At 69.5% G+C, this 24594-nt stretch carries 23 protein-coding genes; 11 read left to right on the forward strand and 12 right to left on the reverse strand.

What is annotated here, in order from left to right; genetic code table 11:
- Positions 1–5: 5 nt before the first annotated feature.
- The 4 genes from ABT123_RS28915 to ABT123_RS28930 form a co-directional block, all read right to left on the reverse strand.
- Positions 6–1373, reverse strand: coding sequence for a pyridoxal phosphate-dependent decarboxylase family protein (locus tag ABT123_RS28915; RefSeq protein WP_351319964.1), 1368 nt, complete (start codon positions 1371–1373; stop codon positions 6–8).
- A gap of 147 nt (positions 1374–1520) precedes the next feature.
- Entirely contained in the window at positions 1521–4544 is a 3024-nt protein-coding gene (locus ABT123_RS28920) for an FG-GAP-like repeat-containing protein (protein ID WP_351319966.1), read from the reverse strand.
- Positions 4544–7510 (reverse strand): FG-GAP repeat domain-containing protein, encoded by a 2967-nt coding sequence (locus ABT123_RS28925; RefSeq protein ID WP_351319968.1) that lies wholly within the window; start codon positions 7508–7510, stop codon positions 4544–4546. The genes ABT123_RS28920 and ABT123_RS28925 overlap by 1 nt, the downstream gene beginning before the upstream one ends.
- Positions 7511–7732: 222 nt before the next feature.
- Positions 7733–10708 carry an FG-GAP-like repeat-containing protein gene (locus tag ABT123_RS28930; protein ID WP_351319970.1) on the reverse strand — a complete coding sequence of 992 codons (2976 nt, stop codon included), beginning with the start codon at positions 10706–10708 and terminating at the stop codon, positions 7733–7735.
- 216 nt (positions 10709–10924) lie between these two features.
- Between ABT123_RS28930 and ABT123_RS28935 the strand changes: the two genes are divergently transcribed.
- From ABT123_RS28935 to ABT123_RS28960, 6 genes are all read left to right on the forward strand, one after another.
- Complete coding sequence (locus tag ABT123_RS28935) at positions 10925–11464, forward strand: hypothetical protein (protein WP_351319972.1); 540 nt, start codon at positions 10925–10927, stop codon at positions 11462–11464.
- A gap of 42 nt (positions 11465–11506) precedes the next feature.
- Complete coding sequence (locus tag ABT123_RS28940; protein WP_351319974.1) at positions 11507–12130, forward strand: HD domain-containing protein; 624 nt, start codon at positions 11507–11509, stop codon at positions 12128–12130.
- Between the two features lie 475 nt (positions 12131–12605).
- A complete protein-coding gene (locus ABT123_RS28945; RefSeq protein ID WP_351319975.1) occupies positions 12606–13103 on the forward strand; it encodes a DUF2975 domain-containing protein in 498 nt (165 codons plus the stop codon).
- Positions 13103–13324 carry a helix-turn-helix domain-containing protein gene (locus ABT123_RS28950; protein WP_351319977.1) on the forward strand — a complete coding sequence of 74 codons (222 nt, stop codon included), beginning with the start codon at positions 13103–13105 and terminating at the stop codon, positions 13322–13324. The genes ABT123_RS28945 and ABT123_RS28950 overlap by 1 nt, the downstream gene beginning before the upstream one ends.
- A gap of 303 nt (positions 13325–13627) precedes the next feature.
- A complete protein-coding gene (locus ABT123_RS28955; protein ID WP_351319979.1) occupies positions 13628–14086 on the forward strand; it encodes a hypothetical protein in 459 nt (152 codons plus the stop codon).
- Between the two features lie 559 nt (positions 14087–14645).
- Positions 14646–15377: a DsbA family protein gene (locus ABT123_RS28960; RefSeq protein ID WP_351319981.1), complete on the forward strand. Its 732-nt coding sequence runs from the start codon at positions 14646–14648 to the stop codon at positions 15375–15377.
- A gap of 52 nt (positions 15378–15429) precedes the next feature.
- Here the strand turns inward: ABT123_RS28960 and ABT123_RS28965 are convergent, their stop codons facing one another.
- The gene (locus ABT123_RS28965; protein WP_351320066.1) at positions 15430–15894 is read right to left on the reverse strand and encodes a DUF2199 domain-containing protein; all 465 of its coding nucleotides are present in this window, start codon (positions 15892–15894) and stop codon (positions 15430–15432) included.
- Between the two features lie 286 nt (positions 15895–16180).
- On the opposite strand from ABT123_RS28965, the gene ABT123_RS28970 reads away from it, so the two are divergent.
- Positions 16181–16621, forward strand: a complete 441-nt coding sequence (locus tag ABT123_RS28970) for a hypothetical protein (protein WP_351319983.1) — start codon at positions 16181–16183, stop codon at positions 16619–16621.
- Between the two features lie 566 nt (positions 16622–17187).
- On the opposite strand, the gene ABT123_RS28975 is transcribed toward ABT123_RS28970, so the two are convergent.
- Positions 17188–17355 (reverse strand): hypothetical protein, encoded by a 168-nt coding sequence (locus tag ABT123_RS28975; RefSeq protein WP_351319985.1) that lies wholly within the window; start codon positions 17353–17355, stop codon positions 17188–17190.
- Between the two features lie 306 nt (positions 17356–17661).
- Positions 17662–18012: a winged helix-turn-helix transcriptional regulator gene (locus ABT123_RS28980; protein ID WP_351319986.1), complete on the reverse strand. Its 351-nt coding sequence runs from the start codon at positions 18010–18012 to the stop codon at positions 17662–17664.
- Between the two features lie 48 nt (positions 18013–18060).
- On the opposite strand from ABT123_RS28980, the gene ABT123_RS28985 reads away from it, so the two are divergent.
- Positions 18061–18948, forward strand: a complete 888-nt coding sequence (locus ABT123_RS28985; RefSeq protein ID WP_351319988.1) for an NAD(P)-dependent oxidoreductase — start codon at positions 18061–18063, stop codon at positions 18946–18948.
- A 380-nt stretch (positions 18949–19328) separates the two neighbouring features.
- Here the strand turns inward: ABT123_RS28985 and ABT123_RS28990 are convergent, their stop codons facing one another.
- Entirely contained in the window at positions 19329–19835 is a 507-nt protein-coding gene (locus ABT123_RS28990) for a DoxX family protein (RefSeq protein WP_351319990.1), read from the reverse strand.
- Positions 19836–19868: 33 nt separating this feature from the next.
- On the reverse strand, positions 19869–20336 hold the full coding sequence (locus ABT123_RS28995) for a hypothetical protein (RefSeq protein WP_351319992.1): 468 nt from the start codon (positions 20334–20336) through the stop codon (positions 19869–19871).
- Positions 20337–20497: 161 nt separating this feature from the next.
- On the opposite strand from ABT123_RS28995, the gene ABT123_RS29000 reads away from it, so the two are divergent.
- Positions 20498–21175: a MerR family transcriptional regulator gene (locus tag ABT123_RS29000; protein ID WP_351319994.1), complete on the forward strand. Its 678-nt coding sequence runs from the start codon at positions 20498–20500 to the stop codon at positions 21173–21175.
- Positions 21176–21442: 267 nt separating this feature from the next.
- A complete protein-coding gene (locus ABT123_RS29005; RefSeq protein ID WP_351319996.1) occupies positions 21443–22240 on the forward strand; it encodes an alpha/beta fold hydrolase in 798 nt (265 codons plus the stop codon).
- Between the two features lie 228 nt (positions 22241–22468).
- Here ABT123_RS29005 and ABT123_RS29010 read toward each other — a convergent pair whose 3' ends face one another.
- From ABT123_RS29010 to ABT123_RS29020, 3 genes are all read right to left on the reverse strand, one after another.
- Complete coding sequence (locus ABT123_RS29010; protein ID WP_351320068.1) at positions 22469–22714, reverse strand: transposase; 246 nt, start codon at positions 22712–22714, stop codon at positions 22469–22471.
- Positions 22715–22831: 117 nt separating this feature from the next.
- A complete protein-coding gene (locus tag ABT123_RS29015; RefSeq protein ID WP_351319998.1) occupies positions 22832–23467 on the reverse strand; it encodes a VOC family protein in 636 nt (211 codons plus the stop codon).
- A gap of 74 nt (positions 23468–23541) precedes the next feature.
- Entirely contained in the window at positions 23542–23673 is a 132-nt protein-coding gene (locus ABT123_RS29020; RefSeq protein WP_351320000.1) for a hypothetical protein, read from the reverse strand.
- Positions 23674–23827: 154 nt separating this feature from the next.
- On the opposite strand from ABT123_RS29020, the gene ABT123_RS29025 reads away from it, so the two are divergent.
- Positions 23828–23968, forward strand: coding sequence for a hypothetical protein (locus ABT123_RS29025; RefSeq protein ID WP_351320002.1), 141 nt, complete (start codon positions 23828–23830; stop codon positions 23966–23968).
- Positions 23969–24594: the final 626 nt, after the last annotated feature.

Consider the following 24594-nt stretch of genomic DNA (forward strand, 5'->3'; position numbering starts at 1 on the left):
CCCCATCAGGAGCTGCCGGATGCGCGCCGGATCGCGTCGAGCGCGCGCCGCACGTCGTCGTCGGTCGTCGACCAGTTGCTCACCGAGATGCGCATGACGCGCCGGCCGTGCCAGGTGGAGCCGCTGATCCACGCCGTGCCATCGTCCAGCAGCCGGCCGAGTACCCGTTCCGTGCGTGCGTCGCTGCCGAACTCGGCGCAGACCTGGGTGAATACCACGTCATTGAGGACCGTCGCGCCGTCGATCGCGGCGATGCCGGCGGCGAACGCGGAGGCGTGTCCGCACAGCCGCTCGACAAGGTCGGCCACACCTGATCGGCCGAGGGACCTGAGCGCGGCCCACACGGTGAAGGCTCTGCCGCGTCGGGAGAGCTCGGGGACCTTGTCGATGGGGTCGCCGCGTTGGTCCTGGATGAGGTAGTCGCCGTGCAGGCCCATCGCTGCCCCGACCGCAGACGGGTCGCGCACGATGGCGAGGCCACAGTCGTAGGGGACGTTCAGCGTCTTGTGGGCATCCGTCGCCCAGGAGTCGGCATGTGTGCAGCCCGCCGTCAGGTGCGCATAGAGCGGTGAGGCCGCCGCCCACAGCCCGAAGGCGCCGTCGATGTGCACCCATGCTTCCGCCTCACGCGCGGCACGGACGGTCTCGACAAAGGGATCGAAGGCACCGGAGTGGATGTCTCCGGCTTGGAGGATCACGATCGTGGGCCCTTGCCCGCCGGTAGCCAGGGTGTGCCGCAGGGCCTCGAGCTCGATGCGTCCTTGACCGTCCGCCTTCACCAGCTGGGGTCTGCCGAGTCCCAGGTAGCGCAGCGCCAGGTCAACGGCCATATGGCGGTCCTCGCCGGCGACGACGCGTACGGCCGGCCCACCGGCGAGCCCATCGCGGGCCACGTTCCAGCCGGTGCGCCGCAGTACCGCGTCGCGCCCGGCGGCGAGGCACGTGAAGTTCGCCATCGTCGCACCTGTGGTGAAACCGACGGCACTCTCGCTCGGCAGGCCGAGCAGATCGAGCAGCCACGCGCCGGCGATCTCCTCCGCCGCCGTGTACGCGGGGGAGACGGTGCGCATCACGCAGTTCTGGTCCCAGGCACTGACCAGCCAGTCCGCGGCCAGCGCGGCCGGCTCCGTGCCACCGACCACGAACCCGTAGAAACGGCCACTGGGAAACGCGGTGAGCCCCGGCTCACAAGCCGTGGCCAGCAGGTCGACCACGTCGGCGGGGCTGCTGGGACCGTCGGGCAGTTCGAGACCCAGCGCGCGCACGATCTCGTCGACCGAAGCGCGGGCGGGCACCCGGCGGTCGGACAGGCTCGCCAGCCAGCGGACGGCATGGCCGTACGCCTGTCGGAGCGCAGTCTCGCGCGCGTCCATACACCGGACTATGAGACAGTCGCCGCCACCACGCAAGCCACGCAAGCCACGATGCCCACGGCGTGGGCGGGCGCGTTCGCCGAACGGTTGCGGCAACCGTTCGGCGAAAGCGGCCCCTGCGGCTCGTAAGGTCGGCTCAGGTACTGATCAGTAGATCCCCTGGTAGCCGCCGAAACCGGTGGCGATCTTCACGGTGGCCTGGAGGCCGCCCTTGCCGTCGCCGTTGTTGCGCAGCAGCTCGCCGGCCGCGTTGCGGGACACGATGTCGGCCTTGCCGTCGCCGGAGATGTCGCCGACGCCGATCAGCTGGACCCGGCCGGCCGCCCAGCCCGCCGCGTTCACCTGGACACCGGCCTTGAACGTGCCGCTCCCGGCCCCGTCGAACCGCCACAGCGTGTTCGCCGCGTCCACCGCCAGCAGGTCACCGTGGCCGTCGCCGTTCAGGTCGCCCGCGCCGAGCAGCTGCTTGTACGCCTTCCAGCCGCCGGACACCTTCAGGCCCGGCTTGAGCCCGCCCTTGCCGTCGTGCGCGAACAGGTACAGGTCGCCGGTGGCGGCCTGCCGGCCCAGCAGGTCGGGGCGGCCGTCGCCGGTCACATCCCCGGCCGAGGTCAGCACGTCGTACGCGTTGAAGCCGGTGCCGAGCCACTTCGAGCCGGTCGACGGCGTCAGGGCCGTCCCGCACTTCGGCTGGTACGAGCGGAGCGTGCCCGCCGAGTTCCTCACCAGCAGGTCGTTGCACCGTCCGCCGTCGAGGTCGCCGAACGGGACCACGGTCGAGGTCGTCGGCCAGCCGGCACCGGTCACCTTCGGTCCGCCGAAACCGCCCTTGCCGTCGCCCTGGTGGAAGGTCAGCGCGCCCTGGGCATCCAGGGTGACCAGGTCACCGAAGCCGTCCAGGCCGGCGAAGTCACGCCGCTGCTCGGCCCCGGCGGCGTAGCCGAACGAGCCCGTCGCCTTCAGATCGGCGGCCCCCTCGGCAGCGGGCTTGGCCGTCAGCGTCCACACGTACTCGCCGATGGGCACGAGCCTGCCCGCCTCGTCCTTGCCGTCCCACGACAGGCGGATGTCACCGCGCGCCTCACCGCCCTTGAAGGTCCGGACCACCGTGCCGCCGGTCTTGCGGGTGAGGGTGAGGGTCCACGAGGCGGCCGGCTGGTTCAGCCACCAGCGCGGCCCCCAGTAGGTGCCCCAGGGCGTCTCGACGATCCGGTCGTACGAGGAGAGGGGGGCCGCCGGAACCCCGGCATCGACCACGTGCACCGCCTGCGAGGCGTCCACATAGCCGATCCGGCCGGACTGCTTGTCGACCGTCCAGCCCTCACCGGGACGCACGTTCACCGGCTTGCCGATCTGGCGGGCGCCCGACGTCCCGCGCAGTGCGGTGGAGTTGAGGATGCCGTCCTTCTCCCAGGCGATGAAGCCGTTGCCGAGCCGGGCACTGTTGTGCGCGGGCATCGGCGTGGTCAGCTTCGTCGCCGTGTCGTACACGCCCGAATCCGCGGCGCACTTCCAGTAGACGGAACTCGCCCACGCCTGAAGCGAGGTGATGTCACAGGTGGCAGTGATCGCCTCGGTGCGGACCACCGAGCCGGTCCGCACGTCCACGGCCTCCAGCACACCCGTGGACTTCTCCCGCCACACCCAGGACCCGGACAGTGCGAACACCCCGTCGGCCGCCGGAATCGGGGCCGTTCCCAGCTTCCACTCGGACAGGTGGTAGGTCTGGACGGAGGTCCGGTCGAGACTGGTCCAGGCCACGTACTGCCCGGACGTCTGGACGCTGCCCCGGACCTTGGAGAGCCTGCCGACGTCATAGGGGGAGGTGTGCTCCGTGGTCATGCGTGCGAAGTTGCCCGAAGCGGCTTCGGCCACCAGTCCGCCGTCTCCGGTGGGCAGCAGCTCGGGGCAGTACGCGGTTCCGCAGCCACCCGGGAAGTACGACTGGAAGGCGGCCCCGCGGGACTGCCACGTGCCCGCCGCGGGGGCCCCGCCGGGAGCCATCACGTACTGGCTGAGCGTCGGCTGTTCCAGCGGGTACCGGTCGATGGTGTGGACCCGGCCGTTGTCCATCGCGATCCGGATGATCTGCTGCGTGGTCTCCGGCAGGGAGCTCCGGAGGACGGTGGCCCGCCCGTCCTCGCCCGCCCGCACCCCGTACACGGCCAGGTCGTTGCCGGACAGCGGGCCGCCGGCCACGACCGTTCCGCCGGGTGCGCCCTTGACCGAGGTCGCCCTGTCGACCAGCACCCGGGGCGCACCGCCGTCCAGCGGCAGCGCGTACAGCTTGCCGTCGGCACCCAGCTGTACGGCGTCGCTGCCGACGATGCCGCCGAGGTTGCCGCCGGAGTGCAGGTACGCCTCGTTGAACTGCTTCGCGGCCTCCGGGGCCACAGAGCCCTTGGTGTCCCACACCTTGAACCACCGGACGAGGGTGTCGTCGGTCCGCTCGGAGGTCACCAGCCAGTCCCCGGCGGCCCACGCCGACCTGAGGTGGGCGGCGTCGTGCATCCCGCCGTCACGGCCCACCCAGGTGTAGCGGCTCCCGGACTCGGCGGTGTGGGTGTAGAGCAGCACACCGTGCCGGGTGACGGCCTGTGCCTCCTCGTTCATGTACGTGCCAGTGACCCGGCCCGCGGACCGCTCCACCTGCTGCCCGTTCTCCACGGTCAGCCAGCGCAGGTCGACCTGGCCGCCGGTGGTGTAGGCACTCGTGAGGACGGCGTCACCGGCGACGGCCACGTACGTCTGGCCTGCGGGCACGGACATCTCGTACGAGGAGCCGTTCCGCATGTCGCGGAAGGTGACGGCCGTCCGGCCGTCCCTCGGTCCCACGAAAGCGACCGTGTGCTCGCCTGCCTGCTGGGGTGTGCCGGGGAACGGACCCACCGGCTTGGCCTCGTCGCTTCCGTAGGCCGTCCACAGGTAGGTGCCGGTCGAGGGACCCTTGCGCAGGAACCCGTCGGCGGTCATGGCCACCGGGGCCGCGTGGGGCTCGGTCAGCTTCCGGGCCGGGACCACGTACTCGGCGGCCGGGGCCGGGTTCTCCGCGGCGACCGCGACTCCGGCCGCCGAGGTGAGCGGTATCGCGATCGGTATCGCGGTGGCGACCGCGGCCACCACGGCGGTGGCGATGGCGGTCCGCCGCCGCGTGCTGTGCTTCGTGTGCATCAGTAGATCCCCTTGTAGCCGCCGAAACCGCTTGCGATCTTCGTCGTGGCGAGCAGCCCGCCCTTGCCGTCACCGCTGTTGCGCAGAAGCTCCCCGGCCGCGTTCCGGGAGACGATGTCCGCCTTGCCGTCAGCGGTGATGTCGCCGACACCGATGAACTGCACCCGGCCGTTCGCCCAGCCCGCCGCGTTGACCTGGACCCGGGGCCTGAACGTGCCGTCGGCCAGGCCGTCGAACCGCCACAGCGTGTTCGCGGCATCCACGGCGAGCAGGTCGCCCTGACCGTCCCCGTTCAGGTCACCGGCCCCGACCAGCTGCTTGTACTCCTTCCAGCCGCCGGAGACCTTCGTCTTCGGCCCGAAGCCCTTGCCGGTCCAGCGGTGCAGGTAGAGGTCGCCGGTGGTCTTCTCGCGGGTGAGGAGGTCCTTGCCGCCGCCGGTCGCGATCAGTGCGTCGTACACGTTCCAGCCCGTGCCGAGCGAGATCTGATAGTTCTCCGGGCCGGGGGTCATCGCCTGGCCGCACCACTGGTAGTACGCCTTGAGCTCGCCGGAGGCCAGCCGCACGAACATGTCGTTGCAGTGGTTGTTGTCCAGCTGGCCGGCCGGGATGAAGGTGGCGTCCGTCGGCCAGCCCGCTCCGGTGACCTTCGCGCCGCCGAAACCGCCGTTGCCGTCGGCCGCGTGGAAGGACAGCCCGCCCTGGGCGTCCAGGCTCACCAGGTCACCGAGGCTGTCGTACTCCAGGTAGTCGCGGTCACCCGGCCGGCTGGTGGTGATCGCCACCGAGCCGGTCTGCTTCAGCTCGGGGCCCTGGCCATCGGCGGGCTTCGCCGTCAGCGTCCAGTCGTAGAGGCCGTTCTGCTCGTTGCGGACCAGCCACTTCGCGCGGACCGCCCCACGTGCGTCGGACCCGCCGAACTCCTTGACCACCAGGCCGGTGGCCCGGGAGCGGATGGTGAGGACCCAGGAGGAGGCAGGCTTGTTCAGGAACCAGGCGGGCTCCCACTCGCCGTCGAGCGTGCGGTTCTGGACCGTGGCGGTGGCCCGGTCGATGGCGGACAGGTTGGGCTTCGCCGCGATGCCCGCATCGACCACGTGGATGTTGTGTCCGGCGTCGCGGTAGGCGATCCGCCCGGAGTACCGGTCGACCGTCCAGCCCTGGGCGTAGCCGGCATGGGCCGGCTTGCCGATCGTGCGGGTACCGGTGGTCCCCTGCAGATCGGTGGACTTCACGACCCCGTCCTGCTCCCAGGCCACGAAGCCCAGCCCGGTCCGTGCCGTCCGGTGCGCCGGGAGCGCGACCACGTTCTTCTTGGCCGAGGTGTCGTACACCCCGGCCTTGGCGTCGCACTTCCAGTAGACCGACGTGCCCCAGGCGTCCAGCGCCTTGATGTCGCAGTCCGCGACCTGCTCCGTGCGGACCACCGCACCGGTGCGGACGTTCACGGCCTCCAACAGGCCCGCGGACTTCTCCCGCCACAGCCAGTACCCGGACAGCGCGAACGTCCCGCCGGGTGCGGCGATGGTCGGGAACGTCCGCCGCGTGTCGAGGTCGTACACCTCCGCCGTGGGCTGGGTCTGCCTCTCCTTCAGGTAGGCGATGTGACGGCCGGACACCTGCGTGGTGCCCTCCTGGAGGGTGGTGGACGGGTAGCCCGGGTTGGCCGGGTAGAGGTAGTCCTGGCCCGCCCTGGCGAAGTGGGCGCTCCGGTCGGCGAAGACCACCCCGCCGTCTCCGGTGCCGGCCATGGGCAGGCAGCCGGTCGCGGAGCACTGACTGCTGTCGGCCCAGTCGACGCGCCACGTCCCGGGGACCCAGGTGGCGGCCCGCGGCTGCCCCGTGGACGGCATCAGGTACTGGCCGATCGACCCGTACTCCTCCTTGGTTCCGAAATGGGCCGTGAACAGGCGCCCGTTGTCCATCGCCATGCCGCTGACCTTCCGCGGCACCTGCGGAGCGTCGAGCAGCTTGGTGACCACGGCCTTGCCGTCGGGGCCCTTCTCGACGAGGTGGATCCCCTGGCCGCCCCCGAGGGCCGTGCCGGCGACGACGATCCGGTCACCGGGCAGCGCGTGGCTCCAGTTGGGCCAGCCCTCGAACAGGTCCCGGCTCGTCGAGCTCTTCAGGGGGACCGCGTATCTATTGTTGATCAGCTCGTTCCCGACGATGCCGTGGACGGTCCCGGTGGTGAAGTGCCCGTCCTTGGGGTCCAGGGATCCGCGGGTGTCCCAGATCGTGTAGACCGGGAAGGTCTCGCCGGTGTCGTGGTCCTGGTTCGAACCCACCTCGATGAGGGCATCGCCGCGCAGCAAGCCCTTCCGCGCGACGCGGACCTTGCCCGCAGGGGTGACGAAGAAGTAGTCGCCGCCGGCGCCGAGTACGGCCCCGGAACCGCTGTGGCTGACCAGGGAGGCCCCGCCCGGCGGCAGCACCGAGATCGGGCGGTCCTTGACCTGGCCGTTCTCCAGGCTGAGCCAGTGCATCAGCGTGCCGCCGGTCTCGGCGGTGGCGCTGAGTACGGCGTCTCCGACGACCGCCTGGAAGGTGTGGCCGGCCGGCAGGGTGAGCACCGAGTCGGCGCCGTTGCGCATGTCGCGGAAGGTTACGGCCGCCGGAGCGGAGCCCGTCGCCGTCTTCACGAACGCGAGGGAGTTCGGACCGGCCTCGGTCATGGTGGTGCCGGCCGGCACGACCAGCGGGGTGCCCGCGGTCTGCCCGTACGTTCGCCAGACGAGGCTGCCGGGCGTCTGTCCCTTCAGCACATAGCCCGACGAGGCGGCGAGGACCGGGGCCCAGGAGTAGTCCGCCTCCGTCCGGGCGGGGATGACGTACTCGGCGGCGGCGGCGGACGCAGTGGGCGCGGCCGGCACTTCGGCGGCGACCACGGTGGCGGCAGTCGTCAGCGGTATGGCGGTGGCGAAGGTCGCCACGACGGCGATGGCCACGGAAGTTCTGCGCAGCAAGGTTCCCCCTGGAATCAGGCTCATGAGGGGCGAGCGCACGTGTGCAGCGTGCTGCCCCGCAGGGTCTGACTCATGCGGAACGCCCAGGGATGTAAGCGATCAAGAAAGTGATATACAACTTTCCGCTTCCTCCTGGTTTAGGAACGCCACGGGCCCGTACCGCACGGGATGCGGTACGGGCCCGTCACTGCTTCGACTGTTTCGGCAACTGCCGTCGGCCGCCTAGAAGATGCCCATGGAGCCGCCGAACCCGGTGGCGATCTTCGTGGTGGCCAGCAGGCCGCCCTTCCCGTCACCGCTGTTCCGCAGCAGCTCACCGGCCGCGTTCCGGGACACGATGTCGGCCTTCCCATCACCGCTGATGTCCCCGACCCCGATGAACTGCACCCGGCCGTTGGCCCAGCCCGCGCCGTTCACCTGCACCCGCGCCTTGAACGTCCCATTCCCGGCCCCGTCGAACCGCCACAGCGTGTTCGCCGCGTCCACGGCCAGCAGATCCCCGTGGCCGTCGCCGTTGAGGTCACCGGCTCCGACGACCTGCTTGTACTCCTTCCAGCCCGCCGAGACCTTCACCCGCGGCTTGAACACCGCCCCCGCGTCCTGCGCGAAGAGGTACAGGTCCCCGGTGGCCGCCTCCCGCGCCACCATGTCCGCCCGCCCGTCACCGGTCACGTCACCGGCCGAGGTCAGCACGTCGTACGCGTTGAAGCCCGTACCCAGCCACTTCGAGCCCATCGACGCAGGCACCGCCGCACCACACGCAGGCTGGTACAGCCGCAGCGTGCCGGCCGAGTTCCGCACCAGGACGTCGTTGCACCGGTCGCCGTTCATGTCCCCGAACGGCACGACCGCCGACGTCGTCGGCCACCCGCCACCGGACACCTTCGCCCCGCCCAGCCCGCCCTTGCCATCACCGCCATGGAAGGTCAGCGCCCCGGCCGCATCCAGGGTCACCAGATCCCCGAACCCGTCCTTCCCGGCAAGGTCGCGCTGCGCCGCACTGCCGCCGGTGAGCTGCACCGTGCCGGTGGACTTGAGCTCCGGCCCGGCCCCGCCGGCCGGCTTACCCGTCAGCGTCCACTCGTACGCCCCGTTCACGACCAGCCGGCCTTGCGCGTTCTTGCCATCCCAGCCGGTACGGACCACACCCCGCGCCTCACCGCCGGTGATCGTACGGACCACCGCGCCGCCGGCCTTCGCCCGGATGGTCAGCGTCCACGACGAAGCCGTCCTGTTCAGGAACCAGGCCCCCGACCAGGACTTCGTCCCACCCGCGGCGTCGAACGCCGTCGGGGTCTCCCCATCGACGGCTGCCAGGTTCCCGTTCGGCACACCGGCATCGACCACGTGCAGCGCGTAACCGGCATCGGCATAGGCGATCCGGCCGGACTGCTTGTCCACCGTCCAGCCCCGGCCGGCATGTGCGTTGACCGGCTTTCCGATCTCCCGCGTTCCCGTGGTTCCACGCAGGTCGGTGGACTTCAGGACGCCATCCTTCTCCCATACGACGAAGCCATCGCCCAGCCGCGCGTCGTTGTGCGCCGGGAGCGGCACCTTCGCCTGCGACGCGGTGTCGTAGACGCCCGCCTCCGCGTCACACTTCCAGTACACGGAGCTGCCCCACGCCTCGAGGGCTTTGATGTCGCAGTTCGCGACCGTGTCCGTACGCACCACGGAGCCGGACCGCACATCCACCGCTTCCACGGTGCCGTTGGACTTCTCCCGCCACAGCCAGTACCCGGACAGCGAGAAGACGCCGTCGGGTACCGGAACGGACCGGACGCGCTTCTGCTGGTCCAGGTCGACGACCTCCACGGGACGAGGATCCGACCCCGACCCCAGCAGGTAGGCCGCGAAGCGGCCGGACGCCTGGAGGGAATGGGGCCTGGTCTCGGCCCAGCCCATCCTCAGCTTCCGGTCCCGGGTGAACTGCTCGAGCGAGATGTTGGTCGCCATCACCGCGCTGCCCTCGCCCGTGCCGACCACCGGGAAGCAGTGGTCGTCGCTGCAGTGGTCGAGGGCGGAGTCGAGTTCGCCCTCCGGGTGGTCGCGCCACGTACCGGCCTGTGGTGCGCCGGTGGCGGGCATGGCGTACTCGACGAGCCAGGGCTGCCTGTCGGGGGCGTAGTCGACGGTGTGCAGGCGTCCGTTCTCCATGCTCATTTTCAGGAACGGCACGTTCAGCGGCGGAATGTCCAGCTGCGGCACCGCTACAGCCTTGCCGTCCTGGCCGCGCTCGGCGGTGTAGACGGCCTGCTCCAGCCCCGTGCCCCCGCCGCTGACGACCATGCGGTCACCGACGACCGGGAACTGCCACGAACTCGCCCTGTCCAGGAGCTTCCGGGCCGGCCCGCCGTCCAAGGGGTGAGCGAACAGTCCTCCGAACTCGTTTACCAGCAGCTCACCCGCCACCACGCCGGCCACGTGCAAGTGCGTGTCGGGGTTCGACCCGGATTGCCATGTCGAGGACTTTCCGTCGGGCTCGGCCAGAGACCCCTTGGTGTCCCAGGCCTTCACGTTCACCTCGTGCGAGGACGAAACGGAGCTTCTGACGAGCCAGTCGCCCATGACCTTGGTTGCGACCGGGGCAGGTCGGGCGTTCTCGCCGGGGGCCAGCCAGGTGCGTCTCTCGCCGTCGGCCCAGGACAGCAGCAGGGCGCCCGCGGCACTGCTGCTGTCCACATACGAACTGGCCGGGACCCCGGCGATCAGCCGGTCGACCAGTCTGCCGTCCTCCAGGGTCAGCCAGTGCCAGCCCGGGCTCTCGACTCCGCCCTCCGTGAGCAGTGCGTTGCCCACCACCGCCCGCAGCGAGTGGGAATCCGGGAGCGTGACGGTCCTGGTCGAGCCGTCCCGCATATCGCGGAAGAGCACGTCGTCGCCCCCGAGGTCCCACTTGGTCAGGGCGATGGTGTGTGGACCCGCCTCGAACGGGGTCTTGCCGTACGGCGCGACGAATTCGGTGGCTTCGGTGCTCCCGTACGCACGCCAGACGAACGTCTTCTCAGTGGCTCCCTGCATCAGGTAGCCGGACTGCGTCGCAAGATGAGCCCGCGTTCCCAGGTCAGGGGTTTTCCGAGCGGGGATGACGTGCTCGGCGAGCGGCGCCGGGTTCTCGGCGGCGGCCACGGAGCCGGCTGCGACGGTCGGCGGAACCGCGGTACCCAGGGCCGCGGCGACGACAATGGCGGCGGCCATGCGTCGTCTGCCGGCCTTGGAGGTGCTTGCGCTTATCAACAGATCCCCGTTCCCCTGCGAAGGCTTGACGCCTGCGGATGTCGGGAGCTGTGACTCACGGGCGGCCCGGAAGGATGTACGTGTCACCGAGGGGGAGGGCGGTTGGCGCCATCGGCGGACGAGCCGACCGTCGGCTCCGCGGCTCCGCGGCTTCCGTGCAAGGGCCATAATCTCGCCATGAACATGCTTGCCGTGCGGGTGCTGTTGGCGGCTCTGCTCGTCGGGACCAGCCTGAGCGGATGTTCCCTCCTGCCCCAGTTCGAGACCTGTGAGGGAACCGAGCCGGCCGTGGCCGAGCTCGACAAGCTGCCCGCGCTGGCGCTTCGTCCGCAAGGGGCCGTGCCCGTCGGCGGCGGTCCGTGGGCCGGGTCCTCCTGCATCGATGACACCGCGGGCGCTTGGCTCTCCGCGCAGCGGCTGTACGCGTACAGCGGGACGAAGGAGGAGGTACTGGAGTACTACGGCCGGGAAGCGCCGGCGGCGGGATGGCGCCCGGTGCACGACCTGGACATGGGGCCCGACGGCCGGTTCGCTGTCTTCTGCTTCGAATCCGCCGACCGGCCGAGCATGACTCTCGCCTTCGACTCACCCGAAATGCTCCACGAAATCTACGGGGTGAAGCCGGACCCGGGGGCCCTGCGCGCCGTGGACGCCCGGACCTGGTTCTCATGGTCCGCCGAGGCGGCGCCCGACGGTTCGCGCATGAGCTGTTACTAGCGGGGCGGGCATTGACCAGGGGTGGTCGGCATACTCGGCACCATGACTCGCCACACGTCCCCCGAAGCGCTGACCGTACCCGCCGCCCCCGACACCGCCGCCTGTGCCGCCGCCCTCGAAGTCGCCACCGCCTACTGCACTCCGGCCCTGCTGAACCACTCAGCGCGGTCCTATGTGTGGGCCTCCGCGTACGCCGCGGACCGGGGCATCGAGCACGACGCCGAGCTGCTGTACGTGGCCGCGCTGCTCCACGACATCGGCCTGGTCCCGGAGTTCGACAGCCACACCGTGGCTTTCGACGTGGCTGGCGGGCACGTGGCCTGGGTGTTCGGCGCCGGGGCGGGGTGGCCGGTGGAGCGCCGAAAGCGGCTGTCCGAGGTCATCGTGCGGCACATGTGGGACTCGGTGGACGTGCGGGAGGACCCGGAAGGGCATCTGCTGGAGCGGTCCACCGGCGTGGACATCTCGGGACGCAATGCGAACGACTTCACGGCCGGGTTCCGGGCGGAGGTCCTGGCCCGGTACCCCCGCGAGGGCCTCGCGGACGAGTTCCTGACCTGCTTCCGCGAGCAGGCCGCCCGTAAGCCTGAGAGTTCCGCGGCGGTGTCCGTACGGAGCGGTCTCGCCGAACGCATCCTGGCGAACCCCCACCCGCTGGACAGCTGAACCGGCTTGGTGGTGGGACGCACCTGACCAGATCGGGTGAGGGGTGGGCCGAGCGCGGGCCCGAATCCGGCGCCGGCGGTACTGCCGGGCCTGACGATGGAGACCTCTACACCGAAGCGCCCGCGGTGTCCGGTGACCTCACATTGAACGATCTGGTCCTGGTGAAGCCCGATGCTCGCCCAAGGCCGGCTGTTGTCCGTCATGGGCCTACATCCTCCCACGCAGCTGAACTCGCCTCAGCCAGCCGTTACTTGGCCGAGTCGACGGTTCGGGTCGACTGAGACCGGCCCGACTCCGCCGCGCTGGGACAAGAGCAGTGATCCACGCCAATCAAACGTCAGTGGCACACTCCGCGTGATCCGTTGCGCGAATCGGCCCTTGGAGCGCCTGGTGGACAGCGCCAACCAGGCCGTTTCTTACCGACAATCGACAAGGATCCATTGACTATCGATCGGCATCGATCGATTATCGATGCATGCATCGTCTCTTCATCGCCGTGCTTCGCGGTGGCATTGCCACAGCGATCCTCTTCGGCCTATTCGGTCAGTTCGTCATCATCCCCACCACGGCAGCCGACGAGGTCGACCGCTTCCCGCCGTATGCCCCGTACGCCCTGCCCTACACGGTTGTTGCCATCGCAGGGGTCGCCTGCGTCCAGGTCGTCCTCGCTGCGGCGTGGAGGCTGCTCACCATGGTCGAACGTGATGGGATCTTCTCGCCGGCAGCCTTCCGGTGGGTCGACACCATCATCGGCTCCACCATCGCGGCGACACTGCTGACTCTCACTGTCACCTGCCACCTGATGCTGGCCAACATCCCGTCCCCTGAGGACGGGATGGAGCTCATCAGCGCCTTGGCCGCCGCAACCGCGACCACCGGCATCGGGGCTTGCCTGGTCATGCTCATCGTGATCATGCGCAGTCTGCTGCGCAAGGCGACCAACATGAAGAGTGAACTTGCCGAGGTGGTCTGATGGCCATCATCGTCGACCTCGACGTGCAACTCGCCAAACGCAAGCTGTCGGTCGGCGAGTTCGCCGCCGCCGTCGGAATCAGTCCCGCCAACATCGCGGTACTGAAGAACGGCCGGGCGAAGGCGGTCCGGTTCACCACACTCGACGCGATCTGCCGCACGCTCGACTGCCAACCCGGCGATGTGCTGCGCTGGGTGCCTGACGACGCGGATGAGGGCTAGTTCCTGCGGCGGGCCGCTGCCGTCGGATCCGTTGCCCGAAGGCGGCGGGTCCGCCTCGGGCCGTACCGACTTTACCGACCAAGTGGTCCGCCTCGGGTGGTTGTCCCCGGTGGGCACGGCGGAGGTGGGCTTCAAGTCCTACGGAGTACTCCGCCCGGGATGTCGTGCTCGGCTTCGGACCCGAGCGCGTGATACCCGCTGGCCGGTCGTCGGCGGGTCGTGGCAGCATGCCGCGATGACAACGCACGGAGGCCCCGAAACGACGGCCGAGGCGGTGCGGGAACTGCGGGAGACCGCCCACAGGTGGTCGACGGTCAGCGCGGTGACACGGGCCTTTTGATCCAGGCCGCACTCCGCGCCCTGATGGCCGGCGTGGACACACCGTCGCTGCCGCTCCTCGCGGGGCTGCTGCGAAGTGAGAAGGGCGAGGCCAAGGAGCTGTTCGGCCAGGTAGCGGACGAGCTCGGGTTCGGCTTCCACCCACCCGAGGGCTACTGGGAAGGCCGACTGGCGCTCGCCCGCTGGTGGGCCGCCGAGATCGTCGGCGGATGGCTCGACCCCGACGAGGGCGACTTGCTCATCGTCAACGAGGTGGCCGCGGCCTACGGGGAGTCCGAGGAGTTGGCACCCATGGTCGACCTGGTGCTGGCGCGCTGGGACCACACCGGACCGCAGACGTCCCCGGAGGAGATCAACGCACACCTGATCCGGGCCGCCCACGAACTCCTGGCCCGCATCCCGCCTCCGTCCGCCCCTCTCTGACGGCACGACTGTCGCTGAGAGGGTGGGTTGTCGGTGCGGGAGGCGGTGGCCGATTCGGTCTCAATAGCTCCGCTCCGTCGCCGGCCGGAGGCCGGCTGGGAAGGAGATGCCCCGGCGCTGGGCGTATCTAGCCAGCGCCCCGGCGGGTCGACGGCTGGCGGGCAGGGGCAACCAGAGGCTTCAACGCGCGCTTCTGCCGCTACCGCGGCATGGCCAGAACCCGCGTCCAGCACGTGCTGACGGCAGCCGGAACGAACATCATCGGCTCAGCGAACAGCTCTCACCCGGCATCACCCCTCCCGCCGACCCCGGCCCAGAAGCCGCTTCCAAAACCTCTGCCGCGGCCTGCCCACCGAAGGCAGTGTCCGGGACGTGCCGGCCAGTCGAGAGCATCTGTGGCTGTTCCCAAGCGTTGGAAAGCGCGCCGGTGTACCCAGGAGGAGGAAAGGGCTCCGCCCGCCGACCACAAAAGGCCGTGGCCCAGCGGCCGAAAAATCGCTGTGCGATGCGTGACCCGGAGCGCCTGGAGTCTGCGCAGTCCAGGGGAGGAAATCCGCAGGTGAGAAACGTAAGAGGGCTGGCCGCCACCACCGCGGCCGGAATCGCTGTGCTCATGATGGCAGGCTGCGCACCGAAGACGCAGCCCACGGATGACAGAGCCGCTGGCACACCTCTGCCGGCGGCCTACGCAGGTGTCGAGGAGCTGCCGGAGAAACTGGCCGCGGACGGCACGACGATCGTGGTGGGCGACCCGGCCGCGGCAACTACGGTCCGGCTGTACGAGGACCCACGCTGTCCGGTCGTCGAGGAGTTCGAGGCGACCGGCGCCCCGGCGCTACGTGAGATGACGCTGCGCCGCGAGGCCAAGACCGAGTACACCTTCGCGTCCTTCAGGGACGACCGCGCAGGCGGCGACGGATCGAAGAGGGCGGTCAACGCCCTTCGCGCGGCGCTGGACGCGGGAAAGTTCACCGAGTACCACACCGTGCTGTTCGAGAACATGGCCGAGAACGAACTCGCAGGCGGTTACACCACAACCTCCCTGCTGGAACTCGCCGGCCAGGTCGAGGGGCTGCGGAGCGAGACCTTCGACTCCGCCGTGGCGACGATGAAGTACAAGGACTTCGTCACCGCATCGGAGAAGACGTACGAGGCAGCCGGCGGCGACGACCCACGCGGCCCTGGCACGCCCACGGTCGCCATCAACGGCACTCAGATCAAGGGTGTCCTGTACGACTGGCTCTTCGAGAAGGAGTCGTTCGACCGGCTCCTGGACTCAGCCCACAACTAGGGGGCCTGGCCGATCACGCCGCTCGCCAAGGGCGACACGGAGGCACCGGCCATCACTGCTCCTCGCTGCTGCCGGAGTGGAGCACGGCCGCCGCGATCTCCCGCACGCGGTCCAGGGGGATCCCCGTGCGCTGTTCGACGGCGAGGGGATGGTCGGTGGGCTCGAGCTCGACGTAAGGGCGCTCACCGGCCGGGCGGGTGTGGACATGCGTCTTCAGGTTGAGGGTCGTGGTCGAGTAGACCGGCAGGTCGGTGGTGAGCCAGCCGAAGTAAGGCTTTTCGGACTCGCGGCCGGGCCTGTCCCACAGGTCTGCTGCCCGGGAGAAGTTCTCGCGGCTGAGTGAGACCCAGACACCCCAGGAAAACATCTGGTCGCTGCCGATGATCGGTATTTCGATCAGGCCCTTGACGAAGTAGTGCTGCGCACGGATCACGCACTGGTCCGACGAGAGCAGGCAGTCGTCGGCATCGGCGAACGCCGAATCCCACACGGCGGGGGCGTGGGCCGTGTAGTTCATCGGCAGCTCGGGGTGGTGAGCCCCGCAGCTCGAGCAGGTGAACCCGAGATCACTGGTCATGGCACCGGAGCCTAGCGACGGGCTCCAACGCCACCTCAGCCGGAGCCTTCCCTGCTCCGCCTTCTCGAGTTGGATGCCGTGCAAGGTAATGTCTGCACGTTCGAACAAGCCCAGGTCAGGGGGCAAACAGGGGGGCGTTGTGAGTAGTGCGGGATCGGTCAACGGCGAGTGGAAGCTGGGTGACGTGGAGGGCGGAACGCTCTCGGGGCGGTGGTGGCGATGGGCCATGTCCGCGCCAGAGGACCGCAGCCCAGTCAGGGACAAGACAGGCGAACACGCCGGCTGGAACCAACCGGACGACCTCTGGTTCCTTGCCGGCACATACGGTGGACGCGTCGTGCGGCGCTGTGCGGTGCCGTCGGACCGCCCCCTCTTCTTCCCCGTGCTCAACATGCAGCACAACCGGTTCTACTCGAAGACCCCGCAGACCATGCGCGTGGTTGAGGCGACGGCCGCCCTCAATGGCCTTCCGCTCCCGCTGCAGGAATTCTCGGCACAGTTCCGCACCAGGTGGTTGACCCGTCGGTTCACCTGGGGGGTCTGGGCCGGCGTCGCACCGCTGGCGCCCGGCCAGTACGTGCTGCAGATCGAGGCGTCGGCCGCCAACGGCTTCTGGGTCGACACGACGTACCACCTTGAGGTCACCGCCGAAGCGTCGGCTGGATGAGGGCCAACTGCAGCGCTCAGCCACAGTAGGTCTGGTGGCACGGGGCGGGATGGCGGGGGTGGTGATGCCGTGCGCTGCGCGGCACAGCTGCGCCATGTCCGCGGCGCCGGACCTGGGTGCCGGTCGGACCGGGCGGTGCGGTGTCGGGGTACGGGTGCTCGGCCGCGCCTTCGCCTTGGACTTCGCGGCGGGGCCGGGGCGGGGTCCGGTCCTGGACCGGCCGTCCGGCGGGGAGCGGGCCCCGTATGCCGCCCTGGTCGGACGCCTCGCAGCGGAAGCTCGCTCTCGCCGACGATGCGAAGTGCGAACGGTCAAAGCTGAGTTCAACGGGCGGTTGCCACGAGAACGAGCGCTCCGAACCACGGCTGACAGCGGCCAGCGCGAATTCCCCACGTCCGGCCAATTGGCGTGTCACTCTCCGTGTCAGGAGAGCGGCGCCGTTCGCCCTCGTCTTCGTCGCGGTCGCGTGACCCCGAGCCTTCCCGAATAGCCGACTCCTCGACAAGACCGCCATCACCACGGAGGTGACGTCGGACCAGGGCAGCAGGCGGCGCCGCGCAGCCCTGTCAGCGCGGCTCGGCGGCTCCGCCGGGGTGGCTGTGGTGCCGGTCGGCCATTGCGGTGATTCCTGCTGCTGCGGCAGTGGCGAGGTCGGTGACCATCGCGTCGTCGACGGGCAGGTTGAGGATGTACAGAGCGGACGCCAGGGAGCCGAGCAGCAGCAGGTGAGCCATGTCATCGCTTCCGTGCCGATGGGCAGGGCACGAGCCGAGGCGACGCGCCTCCGCCAGAGCGCTACGCCCAGCCGTTGGCCCGTCGACGACTACCCGGTGTGAATCTGAACTGGCCACTAACGCAGGGCCCGGGAAGCAGCGGCAGAGTCATCCCAGCGCGGCCGACCAGTCGGCGCCGATCCGAGCCCGTAGCCACTTTTTTGTGGGTACTTGGCGGCGGTCGGCGATGGACCGATCCTGGTGAAGGGCGGTCGGAGGGCCGCCAGATCCGGGTGAGACGTGGGGTGGGTGTGGCTGTGCGATACGTCAGGAGGCTGACTGGGCGTCGGTGAGCTTCTCCAAGCGGCGGTGGCCCCAGTCGGAGAGGGGAGCTAAGGCCTCGGAGAGTTCTCGACCGAACGCGGTCAAGGAATACATGGTCTTCAGCGGAAGTACGTCGTGCACCTCCCGGTGCACCAGTCCGTCGGTCTCCATATCGCGGAGCGCCTGAGTCAGCACCTTCTCGCTGAGGCCTGGCAGCCGCCGGCGCAGCTCGCCCGGGCGGTGCGGACCGGATTCCAGCAGCCAGAGCAGAGCCGTCTTCCACTTTCCGTCGATCACAGCGATCGCGGCGGTTACCCCACAGACATTCGGGTCCTGGGCACGACTGCGCGTCATCTTCACCCCATTCATTACATTTTGTCGATATTACAACGGAGTTGAACCATGTCCCTACACACCGAACAGTCTGCCGTCACCGTCCTCGGCTTGGGGCCGATGGGCCGATCCCTGGCGGGCGCGTTCCTGGATGCCGGCCTGCGCACCACGGTCTGGAACCGGACGCCGGGCCGGGACCGGGAGTTGGTCGCGCGGGGCGCGGTCAGCGCCCCGTCGGCTGAGGAGGCCGTTGCCTCAAGCGGGCTGACCGTGATCTGCGTGGTGAACTACGACGCGGTGGACACCATTCTGCGGCGCGAGGCGGTCACCGACGCGCTCAAGGGGCGTACGGTGGTCAACCTGACCGCAGACGCGCCGGACCGAGCCCGGGACACCGCAGCGTGGGCGGCGGAGCACGGCGTCCGCTACCTGGACGGTGCGATCATGACGCCGATCACGACCATTGGCACTCCGGCCGGAGTGTTCATCCACAGCGGCCCAGAAGATCTCTACCACGAGCACCAGTCCGTCCTGCAGGCGTTGGGCGGTACCCATACCCACCTCGGCGAGGAGATCGGCCGGGCGGCGGCGTACGACATCGCGCTGCTCGACATCTTCTGGACCGCCATGGCGGGCTATGCCCACGCCTTGGCGGTGGCGCGAGCGGAAGGGATCACCGCGCGACAGCTGGCGCCGTTCGCCAAGGGCATCGGCGACATACTCCCGCCCATCTTCGAAGGGCTCGCGGAGGACGTGGACGACGGAAGCTTCTCCGGCGAGGACAACCCTCTCACCTCAGCGGCCTCGTCCATGGCCCACATCGTCCACACCTCCGAGGCCCACGGCATCGATGCGGGCGTGATGCGGGCGGCGGAAGGTCTGGCCCGCCGGGCCATCGGACAGGGCCACGGCGCTGACGGGTTCATGCGGATCGCCGAGCTGCTGGGCCGTCGCTGAGGAAACCCCGCGGGTTTACTCAGATCGACTGAGAAAGCCGAGTAGCCGCTGTCTCAGCTGCCTTGCCCTCGACCCGTCCCCGGGCGTTCCGGCGCCTTGGGACGGCAGATACGCCGGCAACTGGGCGGTACGCCGCGATCCGAGGGACTGCCGTCCGATGTCCGTTGGGCTGTTCGTGTAAGGCGCGGAAGGAGAGCGCGTCCGGGGTGCCGGTGCCGGTGCCGGTGCCGGTGCTGGTGCCGAACGGGCCGACTCCGGTAGCGGCGTAAGCCAGTACTGCACCGAGGGTAAAGACGTCGCTGGCCGGTGCGCCAGCCACGAGTGACTGCCTCGGCCGGGACCTGGCCGCGCTGCTCGTCCGGCACGTGCCCGCTACGACTTTAAGCAGGCACCCCGTCGGCCCGGCGGGCTGCAGCGGCACGCGCCGGGATGTAGGCCCACAGTGCAACGCCGATGAAGATCACCTGCTCGGGAATCCTGAACCACAGCGGTGTCGCCGGCTCCCCGTTGAACGGGATCTGCTCGACGGCCGCGTGGATGTTGGCCGGGAGCAACAGGACGAACAGCACTGCGAGGCCGAGCCCGGCCGTCGGCCGGGTGGTCTCCCGGACGAGTCCGGCGGCGCCGAGGAGTTCCAGGACGCCCGTCGCGTAGACCGCGAGGCGGGGGAACGGCACGAACGGCGGGACCATCGCGGCCAGGTCGTGGTGGCCGGGCATGGGTCCGAGGGCGGACGGGACGAAGTGCGCGCTCGCCGTGAACACCAGCATGACCGCGAGGCCGTGCAGGACGGACACCCGCCAGGTCGCGAACCGTCCGATGCCGAACGCGCCGAGCAGCCGGAACAGCACGGTGGGAACGGCGATGAGCATGAGTGTGCCGAACATGAGAGGAGAATCCTTTCGGTAGGTCGGTCGTGTTCAGGCCGCTGTGAAGAACAGGCCCGCGCGGTACGCCCGGCGGGCAGACGCGAAGAAGCCGTCAGGGCCGGCCGGGCCGCCGGCCTCGACGAGCTGCCGGGTGCGGGGACCGGTGATCCGGGCTGATGTTGTGCACCGCCGGCGATGATTCCCCGGCTGAAGAGCGGCCCCCTGGTGACGTCCAGCCTGGGAGCGGCGTTCGGGTGCGGCCGTGCCGGCCACTCGGAGACTTTCGGGGGCGTGGGCCGCGCGGTGTCGGGCGTCAGACGGGCCGGTGTCGGCGTACGTGGAGAGTGCGCCGCGGTCCTGCCAAGCGGAGAGGGTGTAGAAGGCCCGCCGCAGGGGTTGCGGGATCAGCGAGGCGCCGTAGGCGCCCAGCGTGGTCTTCGCCTGGCGCCAGGAGCACATGGAGAGCATCAGAAAGCAGGGGACGTCGTTGCGGGACCGCAGTTCAAAACGGGACGCCATGACGAGGACCGGCGCCTGTAACGGCGCGGGGTGCGGGGTGCGGAATGATCCAGCCTAATGTGGGCACGGCGAAGGGCCTCTTCCAGGAGGTTGAGCGGATGGGCACCGCAACAGAATGGACAATAGCGCTATCCGTTATCCGTTGCCGAGGAAGTGAGTAGATGAAGGTCTCCGAGCTCAGTCGACGCACCGGCGTACAAGTGCCGCTGATCAAGTACTACTTGCGCGAAGGGCTGCTCCCCCCGGGGCGGGCCACCGCGTCCAACCAGGCCGACTACGGCGAAGACCACGTGCACCGGCTCCGGTTCATCCGCACCCTGATCGGGACGCGCGGCCTGTCGACCAGCGCGACGAAGGAGATCCTGGACGCGATCACCGCCGAACAAGAGGATCTGCACCAGGTCTTCGGGATAGTGCTGGGCGTACGTCCGACCAAGATGGAAGAGGACGCCAGCACAGAACACTCCCCGAATGAGCCGGAGCCGGAGTCGGCGGGCCTGGCCGACGCACGCATGCTGATCGCCGAGATGGAGTGGGACGTCTCCCAGGGCAACCCGGCCGCGCACACCCTGGCAGAGGTCCTGGCCGCACTCGCCGACCTGGGCGCGGACATCGACTGGCGCGGCCTGCTGCCTTACGCCCGGCTCGCCGACAGCATCGCCGACCTGGACGTGCAGCAGATGCGCGGGGAGCGCGACGTACTGGCCCAAGCCGAACGGGCCGTTCTGATTTCGATCCTCCTCGAACCCGCCCTGCTGGCCCTCCGCCGCCTGGCCCAGGAAGCCAAGTCGGCCCGACACTTCGGCGGCAGCCGGCCGGACAAGGCGAACTCAACATGAACGTACGGCGGCTGGTGCCAGGAAGTGTGTGCCGGCCCACTCGTGTACCTCACCCGGTCGTCCGCACTGTGGGCCAGAATCAGGAGTCGGGGCCAGGGAACGCCGGGGCCCGCATGAGGCCCCGGGCGTTGCCCCTGTCCGGCGGGGCGCGATCGAGCCGGCGGCGCTACCAACAGCGGCGGAATGACGTTGTGCCACCGAGGCGGCCGGGGCGGCGCCCGGCACATCACCTTGCAGGCTCGGGCAGTCTTCCTCCAGGCTCGGAACATGCGGATCACCAGCAGTGACGGAGTGACGATCGCGTTCGAGACCGTGGGATGCGGAGATCCGCTGGTGCTGCTGCATGGCTTCTTCGGAGACCGCACCACCTGGCACTCCGCTGGTCACGTCGACGCCCTCGCCGACGGCTTTCGCCTCGTCTTGATCGACGCCCGTGGGCACGGCGACAGCGACGCGCCCCACGACGCGGGCAGCTACGCGATCAGCCGTCAGGTCGATGACGTCCTCGCCGTTCTCGACGCGCTCGACATCGACCGGGCGGCCATGTGGGGAGCCTCGATGGGCGGCATCATCGGCCTGCATCTGCTGGCCGGTTACCCTGAGCGGCTGACCACGCTCGTCGCGGGCGGTGCCCACGCCGGCCCGGTCGCCGTCGTCGATCCGGCCGAGGTCGAGCAGGAAGCCGAGGCGTTCCGCACTCAGGGCACCGCACCGTTCATCGAGAGGCTGGAGCGTCAGGGACCGCTTCCGGGATGGATGTGCACCGTGATGCAAGCCGCCGATCCGAATGCCCTGGCGGCATTGACCCTCGCCCTGGACAACCGCGGGAGCGTCCTGGATGCGCTCGCCTCCTCACCCGTCCCGCTGCTCCTGATCGCAGGAGATCGCGACCGCCAGCTACCTGCGATTCGGCAGACCGCCGCCCGAATGCGCAGCGCCACCCTCGTGGAGCTGCCCGACTGCGGGCATTTCGACGCGTTCCTGCGAACGGATCTCACCTTGCCCGTTGTCCAGACGTTCCTCACCGGCCAGAACGCTCCCCGAGCCACTCAAACTTCGACATAGCTGCGCCGTATCCGCGGCCCCCACCCCGGGCGCATGCCGTACCGGGAGGTGCGGTGCGGGGGGTACGGCTGGCCTCGGCGGGGCGGCGCCCGGCGCGCGTCCGGGCTGGGTCCGCCCCGGCCATCCGGCGGCCCCGCTGCGGCCTTCGGCCCCTCTTTGCGTGCTCCGGCGGAATGCTGGTGGGCGCGGACGACGGTGGAGTCGACCGAGATGGTCCAGCCGATGTCGTCATCGGCGTCCGCGGCCCGCCAGCACTGCGGTCAGGATGTTCTGCCAGGTTCCGGCGACGGCCCATCTGATCAGCCGTTTTTGTGGGCGGTCTGGAATGGGCCGAGCTCGTCGGGCAGGTCCGTTCCGCCAGGGCGAGTTGGTGCGGTACTTCCACGCGATGGCCTCGAGCGTTCGGCGGTGATCAGCCCAGCGCCGTCCACGGACCGGATCGGCCGGCATCAGCGGCTCGATCCGGCCCCACATCGCATCAGTGATCACTAATCGGGCAGACACATCCGATCAACTGACCAACCCATCAAAGAGGCACGCGCTAGCCAGGAGACCCCAGCCGGCTGCTCCCGCGGGGCAGTCGGGCCCTGGTCAGATCGTGACCGGGCCGTGGGCGGTGGCGAACTCGACCGAGACCAGGCCCGGCTCCTCATCCTCGACCCAGGTGACGTCGATCTGGTCGAGGGGGTGGTCGGCCGGTTCGCCGAGGAAATCGGCGATGGAGGCGGCGTCGCCGGCGATGGAGACCCCCTGGATGGTGGTGGAGGTGCGCGGGTCGGCGCTCGGGCGCTCCTCGATGGGGACCAACCACTGAAGGAAGTAGGGCAGTTGCGGGTCCTCCAGTAGTTCCAGCAGGCCGATCTGCTTCCACCTCAGGTCGAACCCGTCGGGGCGGACACGGTGGCCCTCGGCCGAGGTGCGGCCGAGGCGGGCCTCGACCGGGGCGATGTCGTCGACGGCGACCACCCAACCGAGCCAGCCGCCGCCCTCGGCGGCGCGGCGCGCGACCGCCTGGCCGAAGGGTGCGCGGTCGGCGGCGGGGTGGTCGAGTGTGGTGACGACCTCGACGAAGGTGCCGCCGCTCAGCGGGAGAATAAAATTGCGGGTGCCGAATCGTGGGTGCACGCCCCCGTCGACGAACCCGGCGCCGAGGGCCGATCCGATCCACTGGACGGTCGAGACGAAGCTGTCGCGGGCCACCGCATAGGACACGTGATCAAGTCGCACTGCGCCATCATTACCCGACAACCCGCACAAATCCTGACGCCACGCCCGCCGCCCCGGCCGCGTCCGCCGTGGATTCAGCCGTGGAGCGGATCGATCATCGTCATCCCGGCGGGGGAGGCCCGGTCGAAGCCAGGCAGCAACGCTGCCGCCTCGTCGAGGCCCACGACCCGCTCGATCAGCTGCTGCGGGGCGAGCGCTGCTGCCACAGGATTTCGCTCCGGCCGGAAGCCGCCCGGCCCTCGATTCCCGCCGGCCTTCCCGATGTCGTTCCCCTCCGCAGGGCTCCGTGACAGCAAGGCCGATGGGTCGGCACCCGGTAATCGGGCTGCCGACCGCACGCTGTGGTGGCAGGCTCTGCCCATGGCTTTCCTGCGTTGTGAAGCGGTCCGATGGGTCGATGATGAACCCCAGCCCGGCTTGGTCGAAGTCCGCTTCACCGACGCCCACCAGCAACAGTGGGCCTTCATCGACAGTGGCCTGTCTTCACCGGCGACGACCTGACCCCCGACTCCCCTTATCCCGTCGTAGTCGGCGTCCTCTGCGACGTCCTGACCACCGATGCCACAGCGAACACAGTCACGATCTCCGTCACCCCATGGGGACTCGAATCTCTTGAAGGAGACATCGAGTTCGAAGTACGGGCTGATCAATTGACCACCAGCTGAGGTTCGTGATCACAGGGCCCCGCCGGCCTTACGGTCGGCGGGGCCCGGCGCATGCTCGCCGATCCCCACCTTCCCCACACCGTTCAAGCAACAACAAAGCGAGGCGAAGAGCAGCAACGGCCGTTTTCAAGGCTCTGATCGGAATGCCGTGGTGGCCCCCCGAGCCTACGTGGTCTACTCGCGGCGTGGCCACCTTGAACATGTACTACCGCGGCTCCGGATTCTGGGTCCGCGACTTCCAAGCCGAAATATGGCCTCAGGGACCAGCCCACCGGTCCTCTGCTGGCGTGTGGTCGCGCCTTCACCAGCCTTCTTCTTGGAGAGCTCCCGCCCGGACACGACAGCTGGGCGTGCTGACCCGCGACATCCTCACCGAACTCGAGCCTGGGCTGTTCACCCTTGCCACAGCAGCACCAGCCACCTGCGACTGAGTGCTTCACTTGGCGAGTGAGAGCCCGAGTT

It is taken from the genome of Streptomyces sp. NPDC002054 (assembly GCF_040296685.1).
GTDB lineage: Bacteria > Actinomycetota > Actinomycetes > Streptomycetales > Streptomycetaceae > Streptomyces.